We start from the raw sequence: 26,958 nt of genomic DNA on the forward strand, positions 1-26,958 counted from the left end.
ATGGCGGACCAGGACCTGACGGGCGGAAGTGGCAACGACATCGCGATCATCGGCATGTCCGGGCGGTTCCCCGGCGCGGCGAATGTGCGGGACTTCTGGCGCAATCTGCTCGACGGCGTGGAGTCGGTCTCCCGCCTGTCGCCGGAGGCGCTGGAGACTTCGCCGCTGGTGCCCGAAGCGCTGCGGAGACACCCGGACTTCGTGCCCGTGGCCGGAGTGATGGAGGGGGCGGACGCCTTCGACGCCGACTTCTTCGACGTGCCCCCACGCGAGGCGTTGTGGATGGACCCGCAGCAGCGGGTGTTCCTGGAGTGCGCCTGGGCCGCGCTCGAGGATGCGGCCTATGACCCGACTCGCTACTCGGGGAAGATCTCCCTGTACGCGGGCGCGGCTCCTTCGCTGCACACGTTGGGCATGTTGGGACAGGGGCAACTGGACCCGGCCTCGCTGTACGAGGTGATGGGCACGTCCGGCGAGAACCTGGCCACCAAGGCCTCCTTCAAGCTGAAGCTGCGTGGCGAGAGCCTCGCCGTCTACACGGCATGTTCCACGGGCCTGGTCGCGGTCCACATGGCCTGTCAAAGCCTGCTGCTGCGCCAGTCCGACATCGCGCTGGCGGGCGCGGTGCGTATCTCCTTGCCGCAGCGCACGGGGTATCTCTTCCAGGAGGGGATGATCCTCTCCCCCGACGGACACTGTCGTGCCTTCGACGCGCGCGCGGCCGGCACGGTGCCGGGCAATGGCGTCGCGGCGGTGGTGCTCAAACCGCTGGCGGATGCGCTGCGGGATGGAGACCACATCCATGCGGTCATCCGAGGCTCCGCGCTGAACAACGATGGTGGCCTGAAGGTGGGCTACACGGCGCCCAGCGTGGAAGGGCAGGCGGATGTCATCGGCGAGGCGCTCGCCTATGCGGGACTGACCGCGGACGACATCGGCTACGTCGAGGCGCACGGCACTGGCACCGCGCTGGGAGACCCCATCGAGGTCGCGGCGCTGACCCGCGCCTTCCGGCGGGACACGGACCGCAAGGGCTTCTGCGCGCTGGGCTCCGTGAAGACGAACATCGGCCACCTGGATACGGCGGCCGGACTCGTGGGGCTCATCAAGACGGCCCTGGTGCTCTCCGAGGAGGTGATGCCTCCCACGCTCCACTTCACGTCGCCCAACCCGGCCATCGACTTCGCGAGCAGCCCGTTCTCCGTCGTCGCGGAGAAGCGCGCCTGGCCGCGCGGAGACGTGCCCCGGCGCGCGGGAGTGAGTTCGTTCGGCATTGGTGGCACCAACGCGCATGCGGTGCTGGAGGAGGCGCCGAAGAAGGAAGCCTCGGGCCCGAGTGCTCGGCCCGCGCAGCTCATCACCCTGTCCGCGCGCACCGCACAGGCGCTCTCCGCGTCGGTGCGTGAGCTGGCGGAGTGGCTGGAGACGGCCCCTGGGAACACGTCGCTCGCGGACGTGGCCTTCACGCGCAATGTGGGGCGCGGTGGCTTCGAGCATCGGCTCGCGGTCGTGGCCGGGGACCGGGCCGAGTTGCTCGCACGCCTGCGGACTCCCAGCAACGGGCGCGTGCTGGAGGATGTCGCGGCGGCGCGCGAGCGGCGCGTGGCCTTCCTGTTTCCGGGGCAGGGCGCGCAGTCGCTGGGGATGGGGCGGGAGCTGTACGGCGCGGAGCCGCTCTTCCGCGAAACAGTGGACACCTGTCTGCGAGAGCTGGGGCACTCGCTGGAGCAGGTGCTGCGAGACGTGCTGCTTCCGGGCCCGGGCGCGGAGGCGGCGGCACGCGAGGCGCTGGGAGACCCGCGCCATGCGCTGCCCGCGCTGTTCTGCGTGGAGTACGCGCTGGCGAAGCTCTGGGAGTCGTGGGGCATCCAGCCGGGAGCGCTGCTGGGACACAGCTTCGGCGAGTACACGGCGGCCTGCCTCGCGGGCGTCCTGCCGTTGGAGGACGCGCTGACGCTGGTGGTGGCGCGCGGTCGGCTGATGTCGAAGCTGCCCCCGGGAAGCATGACGGCGGTGGGCTGCGCGGAAGAGGTGGTGCGCCCGTTGTTGACGGGAGCCCTCGCCCTGGCGGCGGTGAACGGGCCCGAGCGGTGCGTGGTGTCGGGACCGACGGCGGAGGTCGAGGCCCTGGAGCGGGAGCTGGTGGCTCGAGGCGTCGGCGTGCTGCGCCTGCCCGCCGGGCACGCCTTCCATTCGGAGGCCGTGGAGCCGCTGCGAGAGGAGCTGTCGCGCGTGGTGGCGGGCCTGCGGCTCTCCGCGCCCCGGGTGCCGTATGTCTCCAGCGTCACGGGCACGTGGATTCGTCCGGAGGAGGCGACGGACCCCGCGTACTGGGCACGTCAGATGCGAGCACCGGTGCGCTTCGGGGAGGGACTGGAGACGCTGAAGGAGGGCGGCTTCACGCTCTTCCTGGAGGTGGGACCGGATCAGGCGCTCACGGCGCTGGCGCGACTGGGACTGCGCGGACACGGAGGGCGAGTGGTGGCCTCGCTGCCTCGGGCCGACTCGAAGGTGGGGGAGTACGGCGTGCTCATGGCGGCCCTGGGCGCGCTGTGGGAGTCCGGGCTCGAGCCCGACTGGAAGCGGGTCTACGCGAACGAGCAACGCCACAGGGTGTCGCTGCCCACGTATCCGTTCCAGCGTCGGCGCTTCGCGCTGGATGCGCCCAAGGTGCTCGCGACGACGACCGCGGCCACCGTGGCTCACGCGCTCGACACCAGCGGCGCGGAGTCACCCGAGGTGATGGACGTCCCCGCGGACAAGGCGGGCCCGCGAACGGATGTGGAGCGCGGAGTGCTCGGCATCTGGCGCGAGCGGTTGGGGCGCTCGGATTTTGGCATCCACGACGACTTCCTGGAGCTAGGTGGAAACTCGCTGATGGCGGCACAGATGCTCACGCGGCTGCGTGAAGCCTTCCCCGTCCAGCTTCCGCTCAGTGATTTGTTCGAGGCGCCCACCGTGGCGGGCCTGTCCGCGCGAATCCAGACGCGACTGGGGACCGAGGGACTGTCCGCGAAGGACGGTGTCCTGCCGCCGCTCGTGCGGGTCCCTCGGGATGGGGTGCTGCCTTTGTCGGTGGTGCAGGAGCGGGTCTGCGCGCTGGAGCAGGCGCTCCCAGGCAATCCCGCGCTGAACATGTCCGTGGCCCTGCGCCTGACGGGCGTGCTCGACGTGTCGGTGCTGCGGCGAAGCCTGGAGGAGGTGGTCCGGCGTCACGAAGCCCTGCGCACGTCGTATCCGCTCGTGGACGGTCGGATGGTGCAGCGCGTCTCTTCGGAGGCGCGCGTTCCCCTGGTCATCGACTCCCTGGATGAGATGGCGGAGGAGGCGCGCGAAGCGGAGTGGCGGCGGCGGGTCTTCGCGGAGATGTCCCAGCCGTTCGACGTCGCCCACGGGCCGGTGGTTCGCGCGCGACTGTTGAAGCTCTCGGCGCGGGAGCACCTGCTCGTCATCTCGGTCCATCACGTGGTTTGCGACACGTGGTCCCTGGTGGTGTTCAGCTCGGAGCTGGGCGCGCTGTACGGCGCCTTCAAGCGGGGGGAGTCGTCGCCGCTTCCGGAGCTGGCGATTCAGTACATCGACTATGCGGCCTGGCAGCGGAAGTTCCTGGAGTCGGGGGCCTCCACCGCGCAGGCGGCGACGTGGCGTGAGCGGTTGGCGGGCATGCCCGGGCCGCTGGACCTGCCCGTGGACCTGCCTCCTGGCGTGGGGCCCGCGCTCAGCGGAGTCCGACGCGGCGTTGGCTTCTCGGCGTCGTTGACGAGCGGCATCCACGCCCTGGCGCGGCGAGAGGGCGTCACGGCCTTCATGGTGTTGCTCGCGTCCTGGCAGGCGCTGTTGGCGCGGTGGGCGGGCCGCGACGACATCATCGTGGGCACGCCCATTGGCAATCGGAACCGTCCGGAGCTCGAGCCGTTGATTGGCTACGTCGCGCATGCGGTGCCCCTGCGCACGGACCTGTCGGGTGACCCGACGTTCCGCGAGCTGCTCGGGCGCGTGCGCGATGTCACGCTGGACGCGTACGCGCAGCCGGACGTCCCCTACGAGCATCTCATCCGGGAGGTGGAGCCCACGCGGAACCCGGGCCGCGAGCGCGTGTTCGATGCGCTCTTCGTCCTGCATCCCCGGTTCGATGCGGTCCTGGATGCTCCGGATCTGCGGATGCAGTTGGTGGAAGTCGAGGAGGGGCCGCCGCGGTTCGGCGCGGTGCTGTCGCCGTTGTCCGTGTCGATGGGGGAGGATGCTGGCGGTTTCGCGGGCACGCTCGACTACGCGGTGGAGCGGTTCGCGCCCGAGACCATCGACCGGCTGCTGTCGCACTGGACGGTATTGCTCACCTCCGCGCTCGCGGACCCGGGGCAACCGCTGTCCGGACTGCGTCTGGAGGCCGAGGGCCAGGAGTCGCCCGCGCGCGTCTCCGCCGCTGACTCGTCGGTGCCGCCGAGCACGGTCTCCGCGTTGCTGGAGTCTCGTGCCTCGAGGGCCCCGGATGCGGTGGCTGTGTCGACGGAGGGCCAAGGTGACTTCACGTGGCGCACCCTGCGCGCGGAGTCGCGCCGGCTGGCGTCCGAGCTGCGTGCGAAGGGCGTGGGCCCCGAGGTGCTGGTCGCGCTCTGTCTTGAGCCGTCGGTGGAGCGCGTGGTGGCGCTCTGGGCGGTCCTGGAGGCGGGCGGCGGCTACGTGCTCCTCTCCACACCCCAGCTCAGGGAACTCGCGGCCCTCGCGCCTGCTGGTGGCCCACCGCCCTTGTTGCTGACGCACGAGCGGTTGCACACGAGCGTGCCGTTGGACCCGGCTCGGGTCATCTCCGTCCGCGCGCTCTCCACGCTGGCGGTGGAGGGAGGCCTTACGTTGGATGCCTCCGCCTCGCCAGGCTCAATGGAGTCCTCGGCTGAGACCCTGGTCTGCCTGGAGTCGCTGGTTGGACCGACGGGAGCGCGACTGCGTGCCATGCACACGGTGCGCACGGTGGATGCGCTGTTCCGGCGCCTCGACTCGAATGCCGAGGTGAAGGAGGGGACCTGGCTGTCGGCGGAAGAGGCGGGGGCGCCGGGGACGGGACTGGAGTTGCTGTGGGCGCTGACGCGTGGCCTGCGCGTGGTGCTGCCGTCGGAGCGTGCCCGCCTCGTGCTGGCCACTTCGAGCGGAGCGGGCACACGGCCTGGGCCCGACTTCAGCCTGTCGTTCTTCGCCAACGACGAGGACTCGCTGGGGGGACGCAAGTACCGCTTGCTGATGGAGGCGGCGAAGTACGCCGACGCGCAGGGCTTCTCGGCGGTGTGGACCCCCGAGCGGCACTTTCATTCCTTCGGAGGGCTCTACCCCCGCCCCGCTGTCGTCGGCGCGGGCGTGGCCACGGTGACGGAGCGGCTGGGGATTCGCGCGGGCAGCGTGGTGCTCCCGCTGCATGACCCCATCCTCGTCGCGGAGGAGTGGTCGGTGCTGGACAACCTGTCCAACGGCCGCGTGGGTGTGTCGTTCGCATCGGGCTGGCATGCGAATGACTTCGTCTTCGCGCCGGACCGGTACGCGCGGCGCAAGGAGGTCATGTTCAAGGGCATCGAGGAGGTGCGCACGCTGTGGCGTGGCGGCTCGGTGCTCCGGCGCAACGGCGCGGGTGACGAGGTGGAGGTGTTCCTCCGTCCGCGTCCCGTCCAGAAGGAGCTTCCGTTCTGGCTCACGGCGGCGGGGAGTCCGGACACGTTCCGCATGGCGGGTGAAATGGGGGCGTACGTCCTCACGAACCTGATGGGGCAGAACCTGGAGGACCTGTCGTCGAAGGTGGCCCTCTATCGCGAGGCCTGGCGGCAACACGGTCATCCAGGGCGGGGACACGTGAGCCTCATGCTCCACGCGTTCCTGGGCGAGGACGAGGCCGAGGTCCGCCGCCGCGTGCGCAAGCCGCTGCTCGAATACTTCCGCAGCTCCGTGGACATCCTTCAGGCCTTCGTGGCCAGCCTGGGCCTCAAGGGAGACTTCCGCTCGCTGACTCCGGGGGACATGGATGCCCTGCTGGAGCACGGGCTGACGCGCTACGTGGAGGATGGGGGCCTCTTCGGAACCCCTGACACGTGCGGGCCGGTGGTGGAGCGCGTGAAGCGCCTGGATGTGGATGAAGTGGCCTGCCTCGTGGACTTCGGCGTGGAGGTGGAGGCGACGCTCGACTCGCTCCAGCAGTTGGATGTGCTGCGGCGGCGACATGCGCCGCTGTCCGTGTCGCCGGTGCCCACCGTGACGCTCCACGAAGGGCCGAGCGCCGCCGAGGCGTTGTTGTCCCTGGTGCGCCAGACGGGTGCCACGCACCTGCACCTCACGGCGACGCTCGCCAAGGCCCTGTCGGAGCTGCCCTCCGCCGCCGAGGTCCTGCGTCCCGTGCGGCGCGTCTTGCTGGAGGAGGCGAAGGGAGAGGTCGCGGACGCGCTGTCGCGTGCGCTGCCGGTCGAGGTGTCGCGCCGGGACCCGCTGCTCGGCCTGGGGGCGTGGACGCGGTCCGGGTCTGCTTCACCTTCGTCGAAGGAGCCCCTGTCCTGGGACGTGGTGGATGCGCGAGGCCGCTCCGTGCCCACGGGTGTGGTGGGAGAGCTGGCGGTGCTGGGCGATCAGGCGCCACGCGGCCTCTGGAATGCTCCGGCGTCCGCCGCGCTCCGGCTGCTTCCGGACGGCGGCGCGGGGCCTCGCCTCGCGATGGGGCGCAGGGCGCGCCGCCACCTGGATGGCTCGTTGGAGTTGCTGCCTCCGCTGCCCGTGTCGTCACGTCGTCCGACCCCGCCCCGCGTCGTGGCGCAGTCGAACGGCGCCGCTCGGCGCGAGGGCCCTCCGCCCATTCCACACGTCTCCCGCGAGCGCCCGCTGCCGCTCTCGTTCTCGCAGCAACGGCTCTGGTACATGGACCGGTTGGAGCCGGGGAATGTGGCCAACAACAACGCGGTGATGCTCGCGCTGACCGGCACGCTCGACGTGGCCGCGCTGGAGCGCGCGATCAACGAGGTGGTGCGTCGCCACGAGGTCCTCCGGACGACGTTCTCGATGTCCGACGCGGGCGGAGTGCAGCACATCTCCGCGGCGCTCGAAGTGCCCCTGCGGGTCTTCACGATGGATGCAGGGGACGCCCGGGGAGTGGACGGCTGGGCGCGGGACGAGGCGCGCAAGCCCTTCGACCTGGAGACGGGGCCGCTGCTGCGGGCTTCACTCCTGCGCGTCCGCGAGAAGGAGGATGTGCTGCTGATCGTCATGCACCACATCGTCTCGGATGGCTGGTCCCTGGGCGTGATGTTCCCTGAGCTGGCGAGCCTCTATGCCGCCTTCCTCGCGGGCCAGCCGTCTCCACTCCCACCCATCACGGTGCAGTACGCGGACTACGCGGCCTGGCAGCTCGAATGGATGCGAGGCCCGGAGCTGGCGGCCGAGCAGGCCTGGTGGAGCGACGTGCTGGCGGACGTCCCCGTGCTCCGGTTGCCCACGGACCGTCCCCGGCCTCCGGTGCAGACCTATCCGGGCGCAAGACTGCCCCTCTCCCTCTCCCGGCCCCTCACGGATGCGCTGGTGTCACTGGGTCGGCGAGAAGGCGCCACGCCGTTCATGGTGTTGATGACCGCGTGGCAGACGCTCCTCCACGCGTACACCGGGCAGCATGACTTCGCGGTGGGCACTCCCGTCGCTGGACGCAACCGACCCGAAATCGAGCCGCTCATCGGCTGCTTCATCAACTCCATCGTGCTGCGCGCGGACCTGTCCGGCGACCCCACCTTCACGGAGCTGCTGGGCCGCGTGCGCCGCGCCTCGCTGGGGGCCTTCGCCCACCAGGAAGTGCCGTTCGAGAAGCTGGTGGACGCGCTCCATGTGGCTCGCGACCTGAGTCACACGCCCATCTTCCAGACGATGCTCGTGCTGCACAACACGCCGCCCATCGAGCTGACCATGGCCGGTCTGCGCTTGAGCAGCCAGGCCGTCCACACGGGGGCCACGAAGCTGGACCTCATGCTGGAGTTGGTGGAGTCGAAGGAGGGGCTGTCCGGAGGCATCGACTACAACACCGACCTCTTCGACGCGGACACCATCCACCGACTCTCGGGGCACCTGCTGCGACTGCTGGAGCAACTGGCCGCGCATCCCGAGCGACGCCTGTCCCAGCTCTCCGTGCTGTCCGAGGATGAGCGTCACCAGCTCCTGACCGAATGGGCCACTGCGCCCTCGCGCGAGTCGACGGCGGGCGAGACGGTGACCGCGTGCTTCGCGGCGCGCGCCTCCTCCGACCCCGACGTCGTGGCGGTGGACGACGGCACCCGCCGACTCACCTACCGCGAACTCGATGCGCTGTCCGCGCGCCTCGCTGGTGCGCTGAAGGCGGTGGGCGCGGGCTCGGGGAACATCGTCGCGCTCGCGCTCGCGCAACCGTCCGACGTGGTGGCGGGCCTCCTCGGCATCCTGCGCGCGGGCGCGGCCGTGGTGGTGCTCGACCTGGAGCATCCCTCCGAGCGGCTGTCCGGAATCATCGAGGACACCCAGGCGCACGCGGTGGTGACGTCCGGCGCCTGGCTGGCGCGTGTGCCTTCGCGAGAGGGCATGGCGGTGGTGACCCTTGAGGCCCTCCCGATGGGTGCAAGCGCGCTGCCCTCGGAGCCCCAGCCGCACCAGGCCGCCTGCATCGTCTACACCTCGGGCTCCACCGGCAAGCCGAGGGGGGTGGTGCTGGAGCACCGCCAGCTCGTCTCGGCGACGCGGGCACGACAGCAGGTTTATGGCGCCCCCGGAGTCGTGTTGTCCCTGGCGCCGTTCACCTTCGATGCCTCGCTGGCGGGGTTGCTCTGGTCGCTCTTCGAGGGTGGCACGCTGCGCTACCCGGACGTGGAGGACCGCGAGGACCCGAGGAAGCTGGCGGAGCTGGTGGCCAGGGCTCGCGTGACGCACCTTATCTCCGTGCCGGCTCTCTACGCGGAGGTGCTCGCGGCGGCGCCAGCGGGAGGATTGGTGGGCCTGCGCGCGGTGAGCGTGGGCGGAGAGGCCTGCACGCTCGAGCTGGCGCGCGCGCATCACGAGGCCCTGCCCTCGGTGCCGTTGTTCAACGAGTACGGTCCGACGGAGGCGACCATCTGGAGCACGGTGCATCGTGTCCGGCGAGACGAGCAGGGACATGTGCCCATTGGTCGGGCAGTGCCGGGCGCCCAGGTGTACCTGCTGGATGCCCGAGGTGGGCTGGCGCTGCCTGGCGCACCGGGCGAACTCCACGTGGGCGGCTCCGGCGTGGCGCGAGGGTACCTGGGCCAGCCCGGGCTCACCGCCGAGCGCTTCGTGTTGGACCCCTTCGACACGCGACCGGGAGCGCGCATGTACCGGACGGGAGACCTGGCCCGCTGGCGCCGCGATGGGAGCTTGGAGTTCCTGGGCCGCGCGGATGCGCAGGTGAAGGTGCGAGGCTTCCGCATCGAGCCGGGTGAAGTGGAGGCCGCGCTGCTCGCGAATCCCGAGGTGCGGGAGGCGACGGTGGTGGCGAGGGCGGAAGGGAGTGGGCCCCGTCGGCTCGTCGCCTATGTCGTGGCGCGGAGTCCGGGCGAGGTCGAGGCGCTGACCTCGGGCGCGCTGAAGTCGTGGCTGCTCTCGCGCCTGCCGCCCTACATGGTGCCGTCCGCCTTCGTCACGCTGGCCGCGCTGCCGCGCACGCGTCACGGCAAGGTGGATGCGCGCGCGTTGCCGGCACCGGAGGCCCAGCCGTCGAAGTCCTCGCGCGCGGAGGACGCGGTGCCTCGTACGGAGGTGGAGGCGCGCCTCGCGGAGCTGTGGCGGCAGGTCCTCAACGTGGAGCGCGTGGGCATCCACGACGACTTCTTCGAGCTGGGCGGCGACTCCATCCTTGGCTTGCAGATTGTCACCCGTGCGCGGGCGGCGGGTCTGGAGCTGTCTCCGAAGCAGCTCTTCCAGAACCCCACCGTGGCGAGGCTCGCGACGGTGGCGGGGACACGGCTCGCGGTGCAGGCCGAGCAGGGACCCGTGGTGGGCCCGGTGGCGCTCACGCCCATCCAGCACTGGTTCTTCGAGTTGGGGCTGGAGGAGCCGCACCACTGGAACATGTCGCTGATGTTCGAGGCGCGGGCCGCGCTCGACGCGCCGCTGCTGGAGCGCGCGCTGGCGCGGGTCGTCGAGCACCATGACGCCCTGCGGTTGCGTTTCGCCAGGAAGGAGGACGGCTGGCATCAGACGTCCGTGGCTCCGGGCGTGTCGGTGGAGGTGGCGCGCGTGGACCTTTCGACCGTGCCGCCGGAGGCGATGGGGCCCGCGCTGGAGCGGTGCGCCCTGGAGCTTCAACAGTCCCTGCGCCTGGAGGCGTCGCTCATCCGGGGTGTGTTGCTGGAGCGAGGTCCCGGACGCCCGACGCTGCTGATGCTGGCGCTCCACCACCTGGCGGTGGATGCGGTGTCCTGGCGAATCCTCCTGGAAGACCTGGCGACGGCCTACGCGGAGCTCGCCGAGGGCGGCGCGGTGCGACTGCCACCGAAGACGACCTCCTTCCAGGTCTGGGCTCGAGGACTGGAGGCACTGGCGCGTTCGGAGAAGCTGCTCGCGGAGCGCGCGTGGTGGCTGGAGCGGCCCTGGGCCGAAGCCGCGCGGCTGCCGAGGGACTTCCCGGAGGGCATCAACACCGAGGCCACGGCTCGCCGGGTACAGGTGTCGCTGGATGCGGAGCAGACGAAGGCGCTGCTGCACGACGTGCCGAAGGCCTGGCACACGCAGCCGCAGGACCCCTTGCTCACCGCATTGGCGCAGGCCCTGACGGCCTGGACGGGACGGAGCGTCGCGCTGGTGGACGTGGAAGGGCACGGCCGTGAAGAGGTGCTGCCAGGCGCGGATGTCTCCCGCACGGTGGGGTGGTTCACGCGTGTCTTCCCGGCGCTCCTGGACCTCCGCGACGTGCAGGGGCCCGGCGAGGCCTTGCGCGTCGTGAAGGAGTCGCTGCGCGCGGTCCCGTCGCAGGGCATGGGCTGGGGGCTGCTGCGCTACGTGGCGAAGGACGCTTCGTTGGCGGCGCTCCCTGTCGCGGAGCTTGGCTTCAACCATCTGGGACAGGTGGACGGCATCGTCGGTACGGGAGGCCCCTTCGCACTGGCCCCGGAGAGCGACGGGCTGAGGCAGCGCGCGGACAGCTCGCGGCGGCCGTACCTGCTGGATGTGACGAGCGTGGTGCGCGAGGGCCGGCTGGAGGTGACGTGGACCTTCAGCGAGGCGGTGCACCGACGAGAGACGGTGGTGGGTGTGGCGGAGGACTTCGTGGCGAGACTGTTGGCGCTGGTGGCCGCCTCGCGAGCGCCCGACGCGGGGGGACATTCCCCGTCGGACTTCCCGCTCGCGAAGGTGAAGCAGGCGCAGCTCGACAAACTGGCGGCGCGGTTCGGAAAGAAGACGCGATGAGCGACAACATCGAGGACCTGTACCCGCTGTCGCCTCTGCAGGGCGGCATGCTCTTCCACGCCATCGCGGAGCCTGGAGAGGGGCTCTACTTCAACCAGCTCGTCTGTGAATTGCGGGGGCAGCTGGACGTGGACGCCTTCATCCAGGCCTGGCGGGGCGCGGTGGCGGCGCATCCCGCGCTGCGCACGGCGCTCGTCTGGGACGACGTGGACGAGCCGGTGCAGGTGGTGCTGCGAGAGGTGGAGTTGCCCGTGCGCGTCGAGGACTGGCGCGACCTGTCGGCGGACGCCTTCGAGGCCCGACTGTCGACCTTCCTGGAGCAGGACCGGCGTGAGGGGTTCGACCTGTCGCGCGCGCCGTTGATCCGGCTGACGCTGCTGCGAAGCGCCGCCGATGCGTACCGCTTCGTCTTCAGTCACTCTCACCTGGTGCTGGATGGCTGGTCCGTGCCGCTGGTGGTGCGGGACTTCTTCACGCTGTACGAAGGCTCGCTCGCAGGGCGGTCTCCGAGGCTCGTCTCGCCTCGTCCGTTCAGCGACTACCTGGGGTGGCTGGCCGAGCATGACCTGAAGGACTCGGAGGACTTCTGGCGCCGCGAACTGGCCGGGGTCGATGAACCCACGCCGACGGGCGAGGGGGCGGGGGAGGGCACGGGGCGAATCACGCGGACCCGTCATCTGTCGGAGTCCACCACCGCGGCGCTCAACACCTTCGCGCGTCGACACGGGCTTACGCTGAGCACCCTGGTGCAGGGCGCGTGGGCGCTGGTGCTGGGACAGCTCTCGGGCGCCGAGGACGTTATCTTCGGCACCACGGTCTCCGGTCGTCCTCCGGACCTCGCGGGCGTGGAGGACATGGTCGGGTTGTTCATCAACACCCAGCCCGTGCGAGTGCGCTGGTCCCAGGACCTGACCTGGTCGACGTGGCTGCGTCGCATCCAGGACACGCAGGTGGAGGCGCGCCAGCACGAGCATGCGCCCCTGGTGAAGGTGCAGCGCTGGAGCAACGTCCCCGCGGGCACCTCGCTCTTCGACACGCTGGTCGTCTTCGAGAACTACCCGCTGGATGCCGCGCTCACGTCCTCCGCGCGGGCGTTGGAGGTGCGCGACGTACGGGCCCGGGAGGCGGACCACTTCGGCCTTACGTTGATCTCCACCTCGGGCGCGAAACTTCCGCTGCTCCTTCGCTACGACCAGACCCGCTTCACGCAGGCGTTCGCGGATGCGCGACTGGAGCGGATGGTCCTCGTGCTGGAGGCCATCGCGGCGCGGCCGGAGGGGCGACTGGGGGAGCTGTCCCTGTTGTCCGGCGCGGAGCGGCACCAACTCCTGGTGACCTGGAACGACACACGCGCGGACTTCCCGGAGCAGGCCACCGTGCATGGCCTCTTCGAGGAGGCGGTGGCGCGCACCCCGGACGCGCTGGCCGTGTCGATGGGAGATGTGCGCTGGAGCTACCGCGAGCTGGACGCGCGGGTGAATCAGCTCGCGCACCACCTGCGCGGCCTGGGCGTCCGGCGAGGAACGCTGGTGGGCCTGTGCTTCCGTCGCTCTCCAGACATGGTCGTGGCGCTGTGGGCCGTCCTGAAGGCCGGGGGCGCGTATGTGCCCATCGACCCGGCCTGGCCGTCGACCCGGGTGTCCTTCCTCCTGGAAGACACCGGTGTGCCAGTGGTGCTCACCGAGGAGATGCTCGCGGACGCGCTGCCGGCGACCTCGCAGTTCCTCCTCTGCCTGGACACGGACTGGGCGCGCACCGCGGGTCGCGAGCCCGTGACGCCGCCAGAGCCACTGGCCGGAGCCGGAGACCTCGCGTACCTCATCTACACGTCTGGAAGCACGGGGCGACCCAAGGGGGTGATGGTCGAGCACCGGGGCGTGGTGAACTACCTGACCTGGGCGCAGCGGGCCTATGGGCTCGCGGAGGGCAGCGGCTCGCCCGTGCACTCGCCGCTGTCGTTTGATTTGACGGTGACGAGCCTGGTGGCGCCGCTGGTCGCGGGGCGGCCGGTGGTGCTGGTGCCGGAAGACGTGGGCATCGAGGGACTGGGTGAAGCCCTGCGCGCGGGCAACCACTTCAGTCTGGTGAAGCTGACGCCCACCCACCTGCGCATGCTGGCCGCGCAGCTTCGTCCCGAGGAAGCCGCGGGACGCACGCGGGCCTTCGTCATTGGCGGTGAGGCGCTGACGGCCGAGGGCATTGCCTTCTGGCGCGAGCACGCGCCCGACACGCGCCTCATCAACGAGTACGGCCCCACGGAGACGGTGGTGGGCTGCTGCGTGTACACGGTGAGCGCGGCGGACCCGGTGAGTGGTCCGGTGGCCATCGGTCGGCCCATCGCGAACACGCGCCTGTATGTCCTGGATGCGAGCCTGGGCCCGGTGCCGGTGGGCGTGGTGGGAGAGCTGTTCATCGGTGGCGCCGGCGTGGCGCGAGGCTACTGGCGGCGGCCGGAGTTGACGGCGGAGCGCTTCATTCCGGATGCCTTCGGTACGGAGCCGGGGGCGCGGCTGTATCGCACGGGAGACCGCGTGCGCTGGCGCGCGGATGGACGCCTGGAGTACCTGGGCCGCGCGGACTTCCAGGTGAAGGTGCGCGGCTATCGCATCGAGCTGGGCGAGGTCGAGTCCGTGCTGCGGACACACCCCTCGGTGGGCGACGCGGTGGCGGTGGTGCGCGAGGACGTGCCCTCCGGCGCGAGGCTCGTGGCGTATGTGGTGCCCTCCGGCGCACAGCGACCGGAGTCCTCCGCGCTGCGCGAGTTCCTGGCGGAGCGGCTGCCCGAGTACATGGTGCCCGCGGCCTTCGTCGTGCTGGAGGCGTTCCCGCTGTCAGACAACGGGAAGGTGGAGCGGCGAGCCCTGCCGGCACCGGAGCTCACGGTGGTGGAGCGGACCGTCGAGATCGCACCGCGTGACGCGAAGGAGGAAGCCCTCGCGAGCATCTGGGCCCAGGTGCTGGGGCGTCCCCAGGTCAGCGTGCACGAGGACTTCTTCGAGCTGGGGGGCGACTCCATCCTCGGCATCCAGGTCATCTCTCGCGCCGCGCAGGCGGGGTTGCACCTGAGCGCGAAGCAGCTCTTCGACCATCCGACGGTGGCGCGGCTGGCCGCGGTGGTGTCCGAGGCACCCAGGGAAGTCATCGCCCAGGGGCCCGTGACGGGTCCGGTGGAGTTGACGCCCATCCAGCGCTGGTTCCTCGCGCGCGAGCTGTCGGGGGCGCACCACTTCAATCAAGCCCTGCGCTTCACGCTGCGCGAGCGGATGGTGGCCGCGCATCTGGACCGAGCCCTCCAACTCGTGCGCGAGCACCACGACGCCCTGCGCCTGCGCTTCACGAGGGACGGGCAGGGCGGCTGGCATCAAGAGCTGATGGGGTTGGAAGGAACCCTGCCGCTGGAGACGGTGGACCTCTCGCGGTGCGCGCCGGGGGCTCGGAGTGCAGAGGTGGAGGCGTACTCAGCGCGGGTCCAGGAGCGCTTGAAGCCCTCCACGGGAGACGTCGCGCGAGCGGTGCTCTTCGACCTGGGGCCGGAGGTGCCGCAGGAATTGTTGCTCGTCATCCACCACCTGGCGGTGGATGCCGTCTCGTGGCGGGTGCTGCTGGAGGATCTGCTGTCTGCCTACCAGCGGCTTCGCGCGGACGAGCCCGTGCGACTTCCCGCCAAGACGCTGTCCTATCAGTCCTGGGCCTCGCGCCTGGTGGAGCATGCGCGCACGCCGTCCGCGAGGGAGGAGGCGACCTTCTGGCTCGGGCTCCCCTGGGAGCGGGTGGGCTCGCTTCCCCGTGAGGTGGAGGGAGGCGCCGCCAACACGGAGGGTGCTTCGCGTCTGGTGGAGGTGACGCTGGAGCCCGGGGAGACGCAGGTGTTGCTCCAGGACGTGGCGAAGGCGTTCCGCGCGAAGCCGGATGAGCTGTTGCTGGCCGCGCTCGCGCACGTGCTGCGTCGCTGGACGGGGGCGTCGTGCGTGCGGGTGGAGATGGAGGGGCACGGGCGCGAGAACCTCTTCGGAGAGGTGGACCTCTCGCGCACGGTGGGCTGGTTCACCAGTTTGTACCCGGTGCTGGTGGAGTCGATGGGGGATGGGCCCGGGGCGTGGGTGCGAGCGGCGAAGGAGGCCGTGCGGCGCACTCCGTCGAAGGGCGTGGGGTTCGGTGTGCTGCGCTACCTGTCGCCGGACCGGGCGCTGCGCGAGCGACTGAGCGCCTTGCCCGTGCCGGAGGTGGGGTTCAACTATCTGGGGCAGTTCGACAACGTGCTGCCCGCCACGGCGCCGCTGCGCTTGTCGGAGGGCTCGGCGGGGCCCACGCACGCACCAGAAGGGCTGCGCGCGCACCTGCTCGACGTGGACTGCGCCGTCAGCGGCGGCCGGATGCGGCTGATGTTCACCCATGGCTCGGGGATTCATCGGACCGAAACCGTGGAGAGGCTGGCTCACGCGCTGCGAGCGGCCCTGCGGGAACTCATCGCGCATGGGACGTCCGAGGACCCGCGTGGACTGTCACCTCTGGACTTCCCCCTGGCGAAGCTGGGGCAGGGCGCGCTGGAGGGGCTCGCGGACCGGCTGGCCTCCCAGGGACAGCGGCTTCGCGACGTGGAGGACCTGTATCCCTTGTCGCCGTTGCAGCAGGGCATCCTGTTCCACCACCTCCAGGAGGACGAGACCCAGCCCTACTTCAACCAGATCGCCTTCGAGCTGGATGGCGTGCTCGACGTGACGGCGCTGACGGAGGCGTGGCGGCAGGCGGCACAGCGCTTCACCATCCTGCGCACGGCGTTCTTCTGGGAGGGATTGGACGCGCCGCTGCAGGCGGTGATGCGCGACGTGGAGCCCACCGTCTCCGTGGAGGACTGGCGCACGGTGCCTCGGGAGGAACTGGAGGCCCGGGTGTCGGCCTTCTTCGTGGCGGACCGTCGGCGCGGGTTTGAACTCTCCGTCGCGCCGCTGTTCCGGCTGGCGCTGTTTCGCACGGACGAGCGCGTCTGGCGCGTGGTGTTCAGCGTCACGCACCTGTTGCTGGATGGCTGGTCCACGCAGTTGGTGACGCGGGATGTGTTCACCCGGTACGAGGCGCTTCGGCGTGGAGTGACGCCGCCGCGGGGAGATGTCCGGCCCTACCGGGACTTCATCGCGTGGCTGGAGGGGCAGGACCAGGGCGCCGCGAGGGACTTCTGGCGCAAGGCGCTCGTGGGCTTCGCGGAGCCCACGCGGTTGAATGTGGGAGGTGTGCCTCGGGGACAGGGGGAGCGGGGGGACGAGGAGGTGCGGCTGGGAGCGGAGGAGACGTCGGCGTTCGTCGCCTTCGCCCGGCAGCAGGGGCTCACACCGGGCACGTTGCTGCAGGGCGCCTGGGCGGTGCTGCTGGGGCGCTACAGCGGCGGCGATGACGTGGTCTTCGGGCTGACGGTCTCCGGACGGCCGCCCGAGCTTGCTGGCATCGAGAGCATGGTGGGCATGTTCATCAATGCCATCCCCGTGCGCGTGCGGATGCCCGCCTCACGGCCCGTGGGGCCGTGGCTGAAGGAACTGCAGTCGTGGTTGCAGGAGGCGCGTCAGTACGAGTCCTCTCCGCTGGTGGAGGTGCGCCGCTGGAGCGAGGTGCCTTCGAGCGAGTCGCTGTTCGAGAGCCTTGTCATCTACGAGAACTATCCGATGGAAGCGGGGCTCTCCACGCCGTCGGATGAGCTGGTGGTGCGCAACCCCACGTCGATGGAGGTGGACCACCACCCGCTGACGTTGATGGCGCTGCCGGGACACGAGCTGGTGCTTCGGCTGACCTATGACGCCAGGCGCTTCGGCGCGACGGGGGTGCGGCGGATGCTGGCGCACCTGCGTCACGTGTTGCGCGAGCTGCGTGAGAAGGTGGAGCGGCCGTTGTCGGAGTTGGCGTTGCTCGACGTGGAGGAGCGACGACAGGTCCTCACCCAGTGGAATCCCCTGGCGCGTGATGCACATGTGCCCGTGGCGGTGGGCCGTCCGGTGGAAGCCCAGGTGGCTCGGGTTCCCGAGGCCATCGCCGTCACCGATGGGACGCGGGCGCTGACCTATGCGGAGCTGGAGGCTCGGGCGAATCAGCTCGCGCATCACCTGGCGGAATTGGGAGTTTCCGTCGGGAGCAAGGTGGGCCTGTGTCTGGACAAGAGCCTGGACCTGGCCGTCGCCGTGCTGGGCACGCTCAAGGCGGGGGCCACGTATGTGCCGTTGGATCCGCGCTATCCGGCGGAGCGACTGACGTTCATGCTGGAGGACTCGGGCGCCGTCGTGGTGCTGAGTCACTCCCGGCTTGGCACGGTGTTGCCGGTGGACTCGCGTGCGCGCCGCGTGTTCATGGACCTGGAGTCCGAGGCACTGGCGCGTCAGCCGACCCGGGCTCCTGCTCGAGAGGTTCCTCCGGAGTTGGCGTGTTACGTCATCTACACGTCGGGCAGCACGGGGCGGCCCAAGGGCGTGGCGCTGTCGCATCGTGCGCTGTCACATCTGCTGACGTGGCAGCTCGAGCGGTCCGTGAATCCCACGGCGACGACGCTGCAGTTCGCGGCGCTCAGCTTCGATGTGTCCTTCCAGGAGATGTTCTCCACCTGGTGGGCCGGTGGCACGTTGGTGCTGCCCTCGGAGGACGTGCGTCAGGATTTGTCAGCGCTTCTGACGTTCCTGGACAGGCACGCGGTGGAGCGCCTCTTCCTGCCCTTCGTGGCGCTTCAAGCCCTGGCGGAGGTCGCGGTCCAGAGCCCGACGGTGCCCAGAGCGCTGCGCGAAGTGGTGACCGCGGGTGAGCAGCTCCAGGTGACGCCCTCGCTGGTCGCGTTCTTCGAGCGTCTCCCCGGGTGCGTGCTGGAGAATCAATATGGGCCATCGGAGACGCATGTCGTCTCCGCGCACCGGTTGCGGGGGGCGCCTTCATCGTGGCCGCGTCTTCCGTCCATCGGCGCGCCGCTGCCGCACTGTCAGCTCTATGTGTTGGATGCATGGGGACAGCCCTGTCCCGTGGGAATTTCGGGCGAGCTTTTCATCGGTGGCGCGCATCTGGCGCACGGGTACGTGGGTCGGCCGGAGCTGACGGCGGAGAAGTTCGTTCCGCATCCGTTCAGCGAGGAGGCTGGCGCCCGGTTGTACCGCACGGGAGACCTGGCCCGATGGACGGTGGAGGGGACGGTGGAGTTCGTGGGCCGCCTGGATGGCCAGGTGAAGCTGCGAGGCTTCCGCATCGAATTGGGCGAGGTGGAAGCAGCGCTCCGTGCCGCGCCGGGTGTTCGCGATGCGGCCGTGGTGGTGCGTGAAGATGTTCCTGGGGACAGGAGGTTGGTGGGGTACGTCGTCCTCTCGGAGCCGGAGGGGGCGAAGCGGGAGGCCCTGCGCGCGCATGTCGGGGCACATCTGCCCGAGTACATGGTGCCGTCCACGTTCGTGACGCTGGACGCGCTGCCGCTGACGCCGAGTGGCAAGGTGAACCGCAAGGCGCTGCCCGTGGTGGATGCGGGGCGCGAGGGCGTGAGTGCCTATGTGGCGCCGCGCACCGCGACGGAGGACTTGCTGGCGGGGCTCTTCGCGGAGGTGCTCGGGCTCGACAGGGTGGGGCTGTACGGCCACTTTTTCGAGCTGGGAGGCCACTCGCTGCTGGCCACGAGGGCCATCTCCCGGGTGCGGAGTGCGTTTGGTATCGAGCTGCCGCTGCGCGAGCTGTTCGAGGCCCCGACCGTGGCGGAGCTCGCGAGTCGGGTGGATCGACTGATTCGAGCGGGGGCTGCGCAGGTGGCGCCGTCGCTGGTGCCGAGGGAAGACAGGAGTCAGCCTCCAAGGCTGTCCTTCGCGCAGCAGCGCCTGTGGTTCCTGGACCAGCTCGAGCCGTTGAGCGCTTCGTACAACGTGCCTGGCGCGGTGCGGATGACGGGGCCGTTGAACCGGGATGCGTTGGCTCGGACGTTCCAGGAACTCGTTCGGCGTCACGAAGCGCTGCGCACCACATTTCGAAGTGTGAACGGCGTCGCCGTGCAGATCGTCGCGCCGGAGTCACCGGTGGTGTTGCACGACGTGGATCTGGAAGGGCTTCCCGAGGATCGCCGTGAGGCCGAAGCACGTCGTCACGTGGAGCAAGCCGTGTTGCTTCCGTTCGACTTGTCGGTGGGGCCGCTGTTGCGAGTGACGCTGGTGAGGCTGTCAGCGGAAGCACATGTGCTGGTGGTGGTGCTGCACCACATCGTGTCGGACGGGTGGTCGACGGAGGTGTTGGTGAGGGAAGTGGCGGCGCTCTACGAGGCGTATGCGGCAGGCAAGCCGTCACCGCTGGGTGAGTTGCCGGTGCAGTACGCGGACTACGCGGAGTGGCAGCGAGGGTGGTTGCAGGGGGAGGTGCTGGAGCAGCAGGTGGAGTACTGGCGGAGGCAGTTGGAGGGCGCGCCAAGAGCGCTGGAGTTGGTGACGGACAAGCCGAGGCCGGCGGTGCAGAGCTTCCGAGGGGCCATGTTGGAGAGGCGGTGGCCGAAGGAGCTGTGGAGGAAGGTGGAGGAGGCGAGCCGGAGGGAGGGAGCGACGCCCTTCATGGTGTTGCTGGCGGCGTACCAGGTGGTGCTGGCGAGGTACGCGGGGCAGGAAGAAGTGGTGGTGGGGTTTCCGATAGCGGGACGTACGCACGCGGAGACGGAAGGGCTGATTGGGTACTTCGCGAACACGTTGGTGCTGAGGGGGCGAGTCCGCGAGGAGGAGAGCTTCCGGGAATTGGTGGGGAGGGCGAGGGAGGTGACGTTGGGTGCGTATGCGCACCAGGACGTGCCGTTCGAGAAGTTGGTGGAGGAGTTGGTGCCGCGGAGGGACATGAGCCGCAGTCCGCTCTTCCAGGTGTCGTTGACGTTGCAGAACACGCCTGGGGTGGAGGTGAAGCTGGGGGAGGGGTTGGTGCTGCAGGGGCTGGAGACGGACACGAAGACGTCGAAGTTCGACTTCTCGTTGCTGGTGGGGGAGGACTCGGAGGGGATGGGGGTGTCGCTGAACTACAACAGCGACCTGTACGAGGAGGGGACGGCGGCGAGGTTGGTGGAGCACGTGAGGGTGGTGTTGGAGGGGGCGGTGGAGGGGTTGGAGAAGAAGGTCTGGCAAGTGCCGCTGGTGGGGGCGGAGGAGCAGCGGCGACTGGTGCGCGAGTGGAGCGGGCGAGAGAAGAGAGGCGCGCGCGGGGACGAGACGCTGGCAGCCCACTTCGAAGCCCAGGTGGAGAAGACGCCGGGCGCGGTGGCGGTGGAGTGCGGCGAGGAGTCGCTGACGTACGCGCAGCTGAACGAGCGAGCCAACCAACTGGCGCACCACCTGAAGGGGGTGGGAGTAGGCCCCGAGGTGAGGGTGGGGCTGTGCGTGGAGCGCGGGGTGGAGTGGGTGGTGTCGGTGCTGGGAGTGGTGAAGGCGGGAGGGGCGTACGTGCCGCTGGAGGCAGGGGTGCCGGCGGAGCGGTTGAGGTGGATGAAGAGGGAAGCGGGAGTGGCGGTGGTGGTGGGGACGGACGCGCAGGTGGAGGAAGTGGCGGAGAGCGCGGACGTGGTGGTGAGCGTGGACGGAGAGGGCTCCGCGATTGCGCGCCAGCCGAGAAGCAACCCGAGTCTCCGAGGCAGCGGAGGCAACCTGGCGTATGTGATGTATACGTCGGGAAGCACGGGGACGCCGAAGGGCGTGGGAGTGCCGCAGAGGGCAGTGGCAAGGCTGGTGCTGGGAGCCAGCTACGCGCGCTTCGGCGCGGACGAAGTGTGGTTGCAACTGGCGCCAGTGTCGTTCGACGCGTCGACGTTGGAGGTATGGGGCGCGTTGCTGCACGGGGCGAAGCTGGTGGTGTACCCGGCGAAGGAAGTGTCGCTGGAGGAAGTGGGCCGCGAGCTGACGAAGCGTGGAGTGACGTCGTTGTGGCTGACGGCGGCGCTCTTCGAGCAGATGCAGGCGTACCAGCCGGAAGCGCTGAAGGGCGTGCGTCAGGTGCTGGCGGGAGGAGACGTGCTGCCGGCGCAGCGAGTCCGAGAGCGACTGCGGCAGGGAGGCACGCTCATCAACGGGTATGGGCCGACGGAGAACACGACCTTCACGACGGCGTACCGGATGGAGGGAGAGGCCGCGGCAGGAGCGCGAGGCATTCCGATTGGGAAGCCCGTGGAAGGCACAGAGGTGTACGTGCTGGACGCGCGAATGAATCCGGTGGCGGTGGGAGTGCCGGGAGAGCTGTACGCGGGAGGAGAGGGGCTGGCGCAGGGGTACGTGGGGCGTCCCGAGTGGACAGCGGAGCGCTTCGTGCCGAGCCCATTTGGAGAGGGCGCGCGGCTGTACCGGACGGGGGACGTGGTGAGGTGGCGGGGGGACGGCGTGCTGGAGTTCCTGGGCCGTCGAGACAGCCAGGTGAAGGTGAGGGGATACCGGATTGAGTTGGGGGAGGTGGAGGAGGGGCTGAAGCAGCAGGTGGGGGTGAAGGAAGCCGTGGCGGTGGTGAGGGAGGAGCGGGGGGACAAGAAGCTGGTGGGGTACGTGGTGGGGACGGGGTTGGACGCCAGCGTGGTGAAGGAAGGGCTGCGGAGGAAGCTGCCGGAGTACCTGGTGCCGACGGTGGTGGTGGTACTGGAGGCGCTGCCGCTGACGGCGAATGGGAAGGTAGACCGCGGGGCGTTGCCAGCACCGGAGGACGTGACGCAGGCCGTGGAGGAGTACGAGGCGCCGCGAGAAGGGATGGAAGCGAAGCTGGCGGAAGTCTTCGCGGAGGTGCTGGGCGCGAAGCGAGTGGGGAGGAAGGACGACTTCTTCGAACTGGGCGGGCACTCGCTGCTGGCGACGCAGGTGGTGGCGAGAGTGCGCGCGCTGACCGGCGTGGACCTCCCGCTGCGCACGCTCTTTGAAGCACCTACGCTCGAAGCCCTGGCCGCGCGCATCGACTCCTCACGCGAAGCAGGTCCGTCGTCCGAGGCGTTTCCCTTGGTCGCGCTGCCGCGCACGGGGATGCCGCCGTTGTCCTTCGCGCAGCATCGACTGTGGTTCTTCGACCAGCTCTCTCCGGGCAGCGCGGCCTACAACATCCCCATCCACCTTCGAGTGGAAGGTGCGCTGAACCTCGATGCCCTCCAGCGAGCGTTCTCCGCGCTGGTGGCGCGGCATGAGGCGCTGCGCACCACCTTCGCCCTGCATGAGGGCGAGCCCGTTCAGGTCGTCCACCCTCCCGCGGACTTCCCGCTTGCGGTGGAAGACCTCGGTCAACTGACTGAGCTGGAGCGAGAGGCAGAGGTTCGTCGTCGAGCTGTCGAGGACTCGCTGCGTCCGTTCGACCTGGGGCAGAAGTGGCTCGTGCGAGCCACGTTGTCGCGGCTGGAGCCCGAGGTGCATGTGCTCTCGCTGGTGATGCACCACATCATCGCGGATGGCTGGTCCCTCGGCGTGTTGGTGCGCGAGTTGAGCACGCTCTATGTCGCCTTCTCCGAGGGCCGTGCTTCACCGCTCGCCGCGCTCCCGGTGCAGTACGCGGACTACGCACGCTGGCAGCGCGAGTGGCTGAGTGGTGATCGACTGGAAGCGCAGCTCGACGGCTGGCGCAAGCGTCTGGCGGGAGCACCTCCCCACCTGGAGCTGCCCACGGATGGTCCACGGCCCGCGATTCTGTCGCACCGGGGCGCCACGGTGCCGGTGCGACTTTCGAGGGAGCTGAGCGACGCCATCGGAGCACTGGCCCGCGCCGAGGGGGCCACGCCCTTCATGGTGTTGCTCGCGGCGTTCCAGGTGTTGCTGGCGCGCTATTCGGGTCAGGAAGACGTGAGCGTGGGCTCGCCCATCGCGGGCCGGAGGTACGCGGAGACCGAGGGCCTCATCGGCTTCTTCGTCAACACGCTGGTCCTGCGAGCCCAGGCACGGCCTCGGGACACGTTCCATGAGCTGCTGGCCCAGGTGCGGGAGACCACGCTGGGCGCCTACGAGCACCAGGACCTTCCGTTCGAGAAGCTGGTGGAAGCGCTCCATCCCGTGCGCGACCTGAGTCGCACCGCGCTGTTCCAGGTCCTCTTCGTCCTTCAGAACGCGCCGGTGGAGGCCCTGGAGCTGCCCGCGCTGTCGTTGGAGCCGGTGCCGACCGAGGGCACGGAGTCCGCGCGCTTCGAGCTGTCGTTGAACCTGAGTGAGTCGGCCGAGGGTTTCGCGGGGACGCTGCTGTTCAACTCGGACCTGTTCCTGGAGTCCACGGCGGCCCGGATGGTCTCCCACCTCCAGGTCTTGCTGGAGTCCATCACCGCGAACCCGGAGCAGCGCCTCGCCGCGCTCCCGCTGATGACGGCCTCCGAGCGTCGACACGTCCTGGAGTCCTGGTCCACCGCGACCGCTGATGCCCTGTTCGAGGCCGCGCTGCCGCACCAGCTCATCGAGCGACAGGTGGCTCGCACACCGGACGCGCCGGCTGTGCGCTGCGAGGAGACGGTGCTCTCGTATCGGCAGCTCGATGCTCGGGCGAATCAGCTCGCGCATCATCTGCGAGCCTTGGGCGTGGGACCGGACGTCCCGGTGGCGCTGTGTCTGGAGCGAAGCGCGGAGCTGGTGGTCGCGTTGCTGGGTGTCCTGAAGGCGGGTGGTGCATATGTGCCGCTGGAGCCGTCGCAGCCCGCCTCTCGCCTGTGCCTGATGGTGGAGGAGGTCGCCGCGCCCGTGGTGGTGACGGAGTCACGTCACGCGGCCTTGTTCCAGGCCTGTGCGGCGCGGCGAGTGCAACTGGACACCGAGGCGGAGCAGCTCGCCCTCCAGCGAGTGGATGCTCCGGACCATCGAGGTGCGTCGGAGAATCTGGCGTACGTGTTGTTCACGTCGGGGAGCACCGGGCGTCCGAAGGGCGTGGCCGTGTCGCATGGCGCGCTCGTCAACTACGTCCAGGCCGCGACGGAGCGGTTGAGGTTGAGCGAGTGCTCCAGCTTCGCGCTGGTGTCCACATTCGGCGCGGACCTGGGGAACACGGTGTTGTTCCCCGCGCTGTGCACGGGTGGTGTGCTGCATGTGCTCACCGCGGAGCGCGCGGGGAATCCCGTGGGAGTCGCGGAGTACTTCCAGCGTCACGGCGTGGACTGCGTGAAGATCGTCCCCGCGCATCTCTCCGCGCTGTTGACTGCGCCAGCTCCGGCTCGGGTGCTTCCGCGCAAGAGACTGGTGCTGGGAGGCGAGTCCTCCACCTGGGCGTTGCTGGAGCAGGTGCGTGCCCTGGCCCCGGAGTGCGAGGTGTTCAACCACTACGGCCCCACGGAGACGACGGTGGGGGTGCTCGCGGGTGGGGTTGATACGGGCGAGGCGATTATTGCGCCTCACTCGACGCCCGCTCGTGCGGATGCGGGTCCGTCGACACGACAGGTTACGGTGCCCTTGGGTCGACCCCTGGCGAATGCGCGGGTGTATGTGCTCGATGACGAGCTTCGGCCGGTGCCAGTCGGTGTTCCGGGCGAGCTGTTCATCGGAGGTGCGCAAGTCGCGCGTGGCTACCTGTCGCGCGCCGAGCTGACGGCGGAACGGTTTGGTCCAGACCCGTTCAGTGCCGTGCCGGGAGCGCGGATGTACCGCACGGGGGATCGCGTGCGGTGGCTCGCGGATGGGCGGGTGGAGTTCCTCGGCCGCTCTGACTTCCAGGTGAAGGTGCGCGGCTTCCGAGTGGAGCCGGGAGAAGTGGCCGCGGTCCTGCGCGAGCATCCCTCGGTGAAGGATGCGGTGGTGGTGGCCCGTGAGGATACGCCTGGAGACCAGCGCCTGGTCGCGTACGTCCTCGCGGGTTCGGGGCAGGCGACGGAAGTGGGGGCGTTGCGAGGGTTCCTCCAGGAGCGTCTGCCGGCGCACATGGTGCCCTCGGCCTTCATGTGGCTGGACGTGTTGCCGCTGACGCCGAACGGAAAGTTGGATCGTCGAGCGCTGCCAGTGCCCGAGTCCGGGGCCATGGTGTCGGGAGCCGCGCATGTCCCGCCCGCCACGCCGATGGAGGAGGCGCTGGCTTCCATCTGGGCAGAGGTCTTGCGAGTCGAGCGGGTGGGGCGACACGATGACTTCTTCGCCTTGGGTGGGCATTCGCTCGTCGCGACGCAGGTGGTGGCCCGTCTGCGTGCGTCGCTGGGAGTGGAAGTCCCCCTGCGAGCGCTCTTCGAGGCGCCCACGCTGGAGGCGTTGGCGAGGAAGGTGGACCAGGTCGCGCGAGCCGTCTCGTTGCCCGCGCTGCGACCTTCGCCTCGGAAGAGCGCGCTGCCGTTGTCCTTCGCGCAGCAGCGACTGTGGTTCCTGGATCGACTCGAACCGGGGAGCGTTGCGTACAACGTTCCGACGGCACTCCGGTTGGATGGGCCGCTCGATGTGGAGGCGCTGGAGCGAGCCTTCGCGGAAGTGGTGCGTCGTCACGAGAGCCTGCGCACCTGCTTCCCCGACGAGAGTGGTGTTCCCGTTCAGGTCATCCAGCCTCCGACAGCGTTCCAGCTTCAGCGAGTCGAGCTGTCCGAGGATGAAGCCACGGTGCTGCGCTGGGTGGGTGAAGAAGTCGCAAGGCCCTTCGACCTGAAGAGTGGGCCGCTGCTGCGAGTGACGCTGGCGAGGCTGTCAGCGGAGTCGCACGTGCTGGTGGTGGTGCTGCACCACATCGTGTCGGACGGGTGGTCGACAGCGGTGCTGGTGAGGGAGGTGGTGGCGCTCTACGAGGCGTATGCGGCGGGGAAGCCGTCACCGCTGAGCGAGTTGCCGGTGCAGTACGCGGACTACGCGGCCTGGCAGCGCGGCTGGCTGCAGGGCGACGCCCTGGAGAAGCAGCTGTCCTGGTGGCGCCAGGAAATGGCAGGGGCCGCCCAGGCCCTGGAGCTGCCCACCGACAGGCCTCGCTCCTCGAATGGTTCCGCACGCGCGGCCGCCGTTCCCATCCGCATCCGTCGCGAGTCCACCGAGGCGCTGCGTGCTCTCTGCCAGCAGGAGGGACTCACGCCCTTCATGGGCATGCTGGCCATCTGGCAGTTGCTGTTGGCCCGCTACTCCGGCCAGGACGATGTCTGCGTGGGTTCGCCCATCGCCGGCCGCCGCTTCGCGGAGCTCGAAGGGCTCATCGGCTTCTTCGTCAATACACTCGTCCTCCGCGCCCGCATCGACTCCCGTGCCACCTTCCGCGAGCTGCTCGCCCAGGTGCGCAAGAACACCCTGGCTGCCTACGAGCACCAGGACATCCCCTTCGAGAAGCTCGTCGAGGAGCTCCAGCCCGAGCGCAACCTGAGCCGCTCACCGCTCTTCCAGGTCATGTTCGAACTGCATGCCCTGGGCGAGCCGCGGAGCTCGCACGCGGGCCTGGAGCTGTCGCCCCTTGGCCTCAACCCTGGCAACGCCAAGTTCGAGCTCATCCTCGATATGGGCTTCGTCGAGGACGGGAGCCTGGAGGGACGGCTCGAGTACAATACGGACCTGTTCGACGCCTCCACTGCCGAGCGAATGATGCGGCACCTGGAGGTGCTGATCTCGGCCGTGCTGGCCCGCCCGGATGCGCCGCTCGCCACCTGCTCGCTGTTGCCCGGCGAGGAGCGCGAGCAACTGCTGTCGCGGTGGAGTGGCACCCAGGCCGCCTTCC

Annotated in this window: 2 protein-coding genes (1 of these 2 cut by a window edge); both read left to right on the top strand. The window is 69.7% G+C overall.

Annotation, left to right across the window (positions count from 1 at the left end; translation table 11 throughout):
• A complete protein-coding gene (locus HUA75_RS11310; RefSeq protein WP_174486358.1) occupies nt 1–11,400 on the top strand; it encodes a non-ribosomal peptide synthetase/type I polyketide synthase in 11,400 nt (3,799 codons plus the stop codon).
• Nucleotides 11,397–26,958 carry the 5' portion of a non-ribosomal peptide synthase/polyketide synthase gene (locus HUA75_RS11315; protein WP_174486359.1) on the top strand. It continues 2,594 nt past the right edge of the window, so 15,562 of the gene's 18,156 nt are visible here — the first part of the coding sequence; the start codon lies at nt 11,397–11,399; the stop codon falls past the right edge of the window. Before HUA75_RS11310 ends, HUA75_RS11315 begins: the two co-directional genes overlap by 4 nt.

The sequence above is a fragment of the Myxococcus sp. CA040A genome (assembly GCF_013336725.1).
Classification (GTDB): domain Bacteria; phylum Myxococcota; class Myxococcia; order Myxococcales; family Myxococcaceae; genus Myxococcus; species Myxococcus llanfairpwllgwyngyllgogerychwyrndrobwllllantysiliogogogochensis.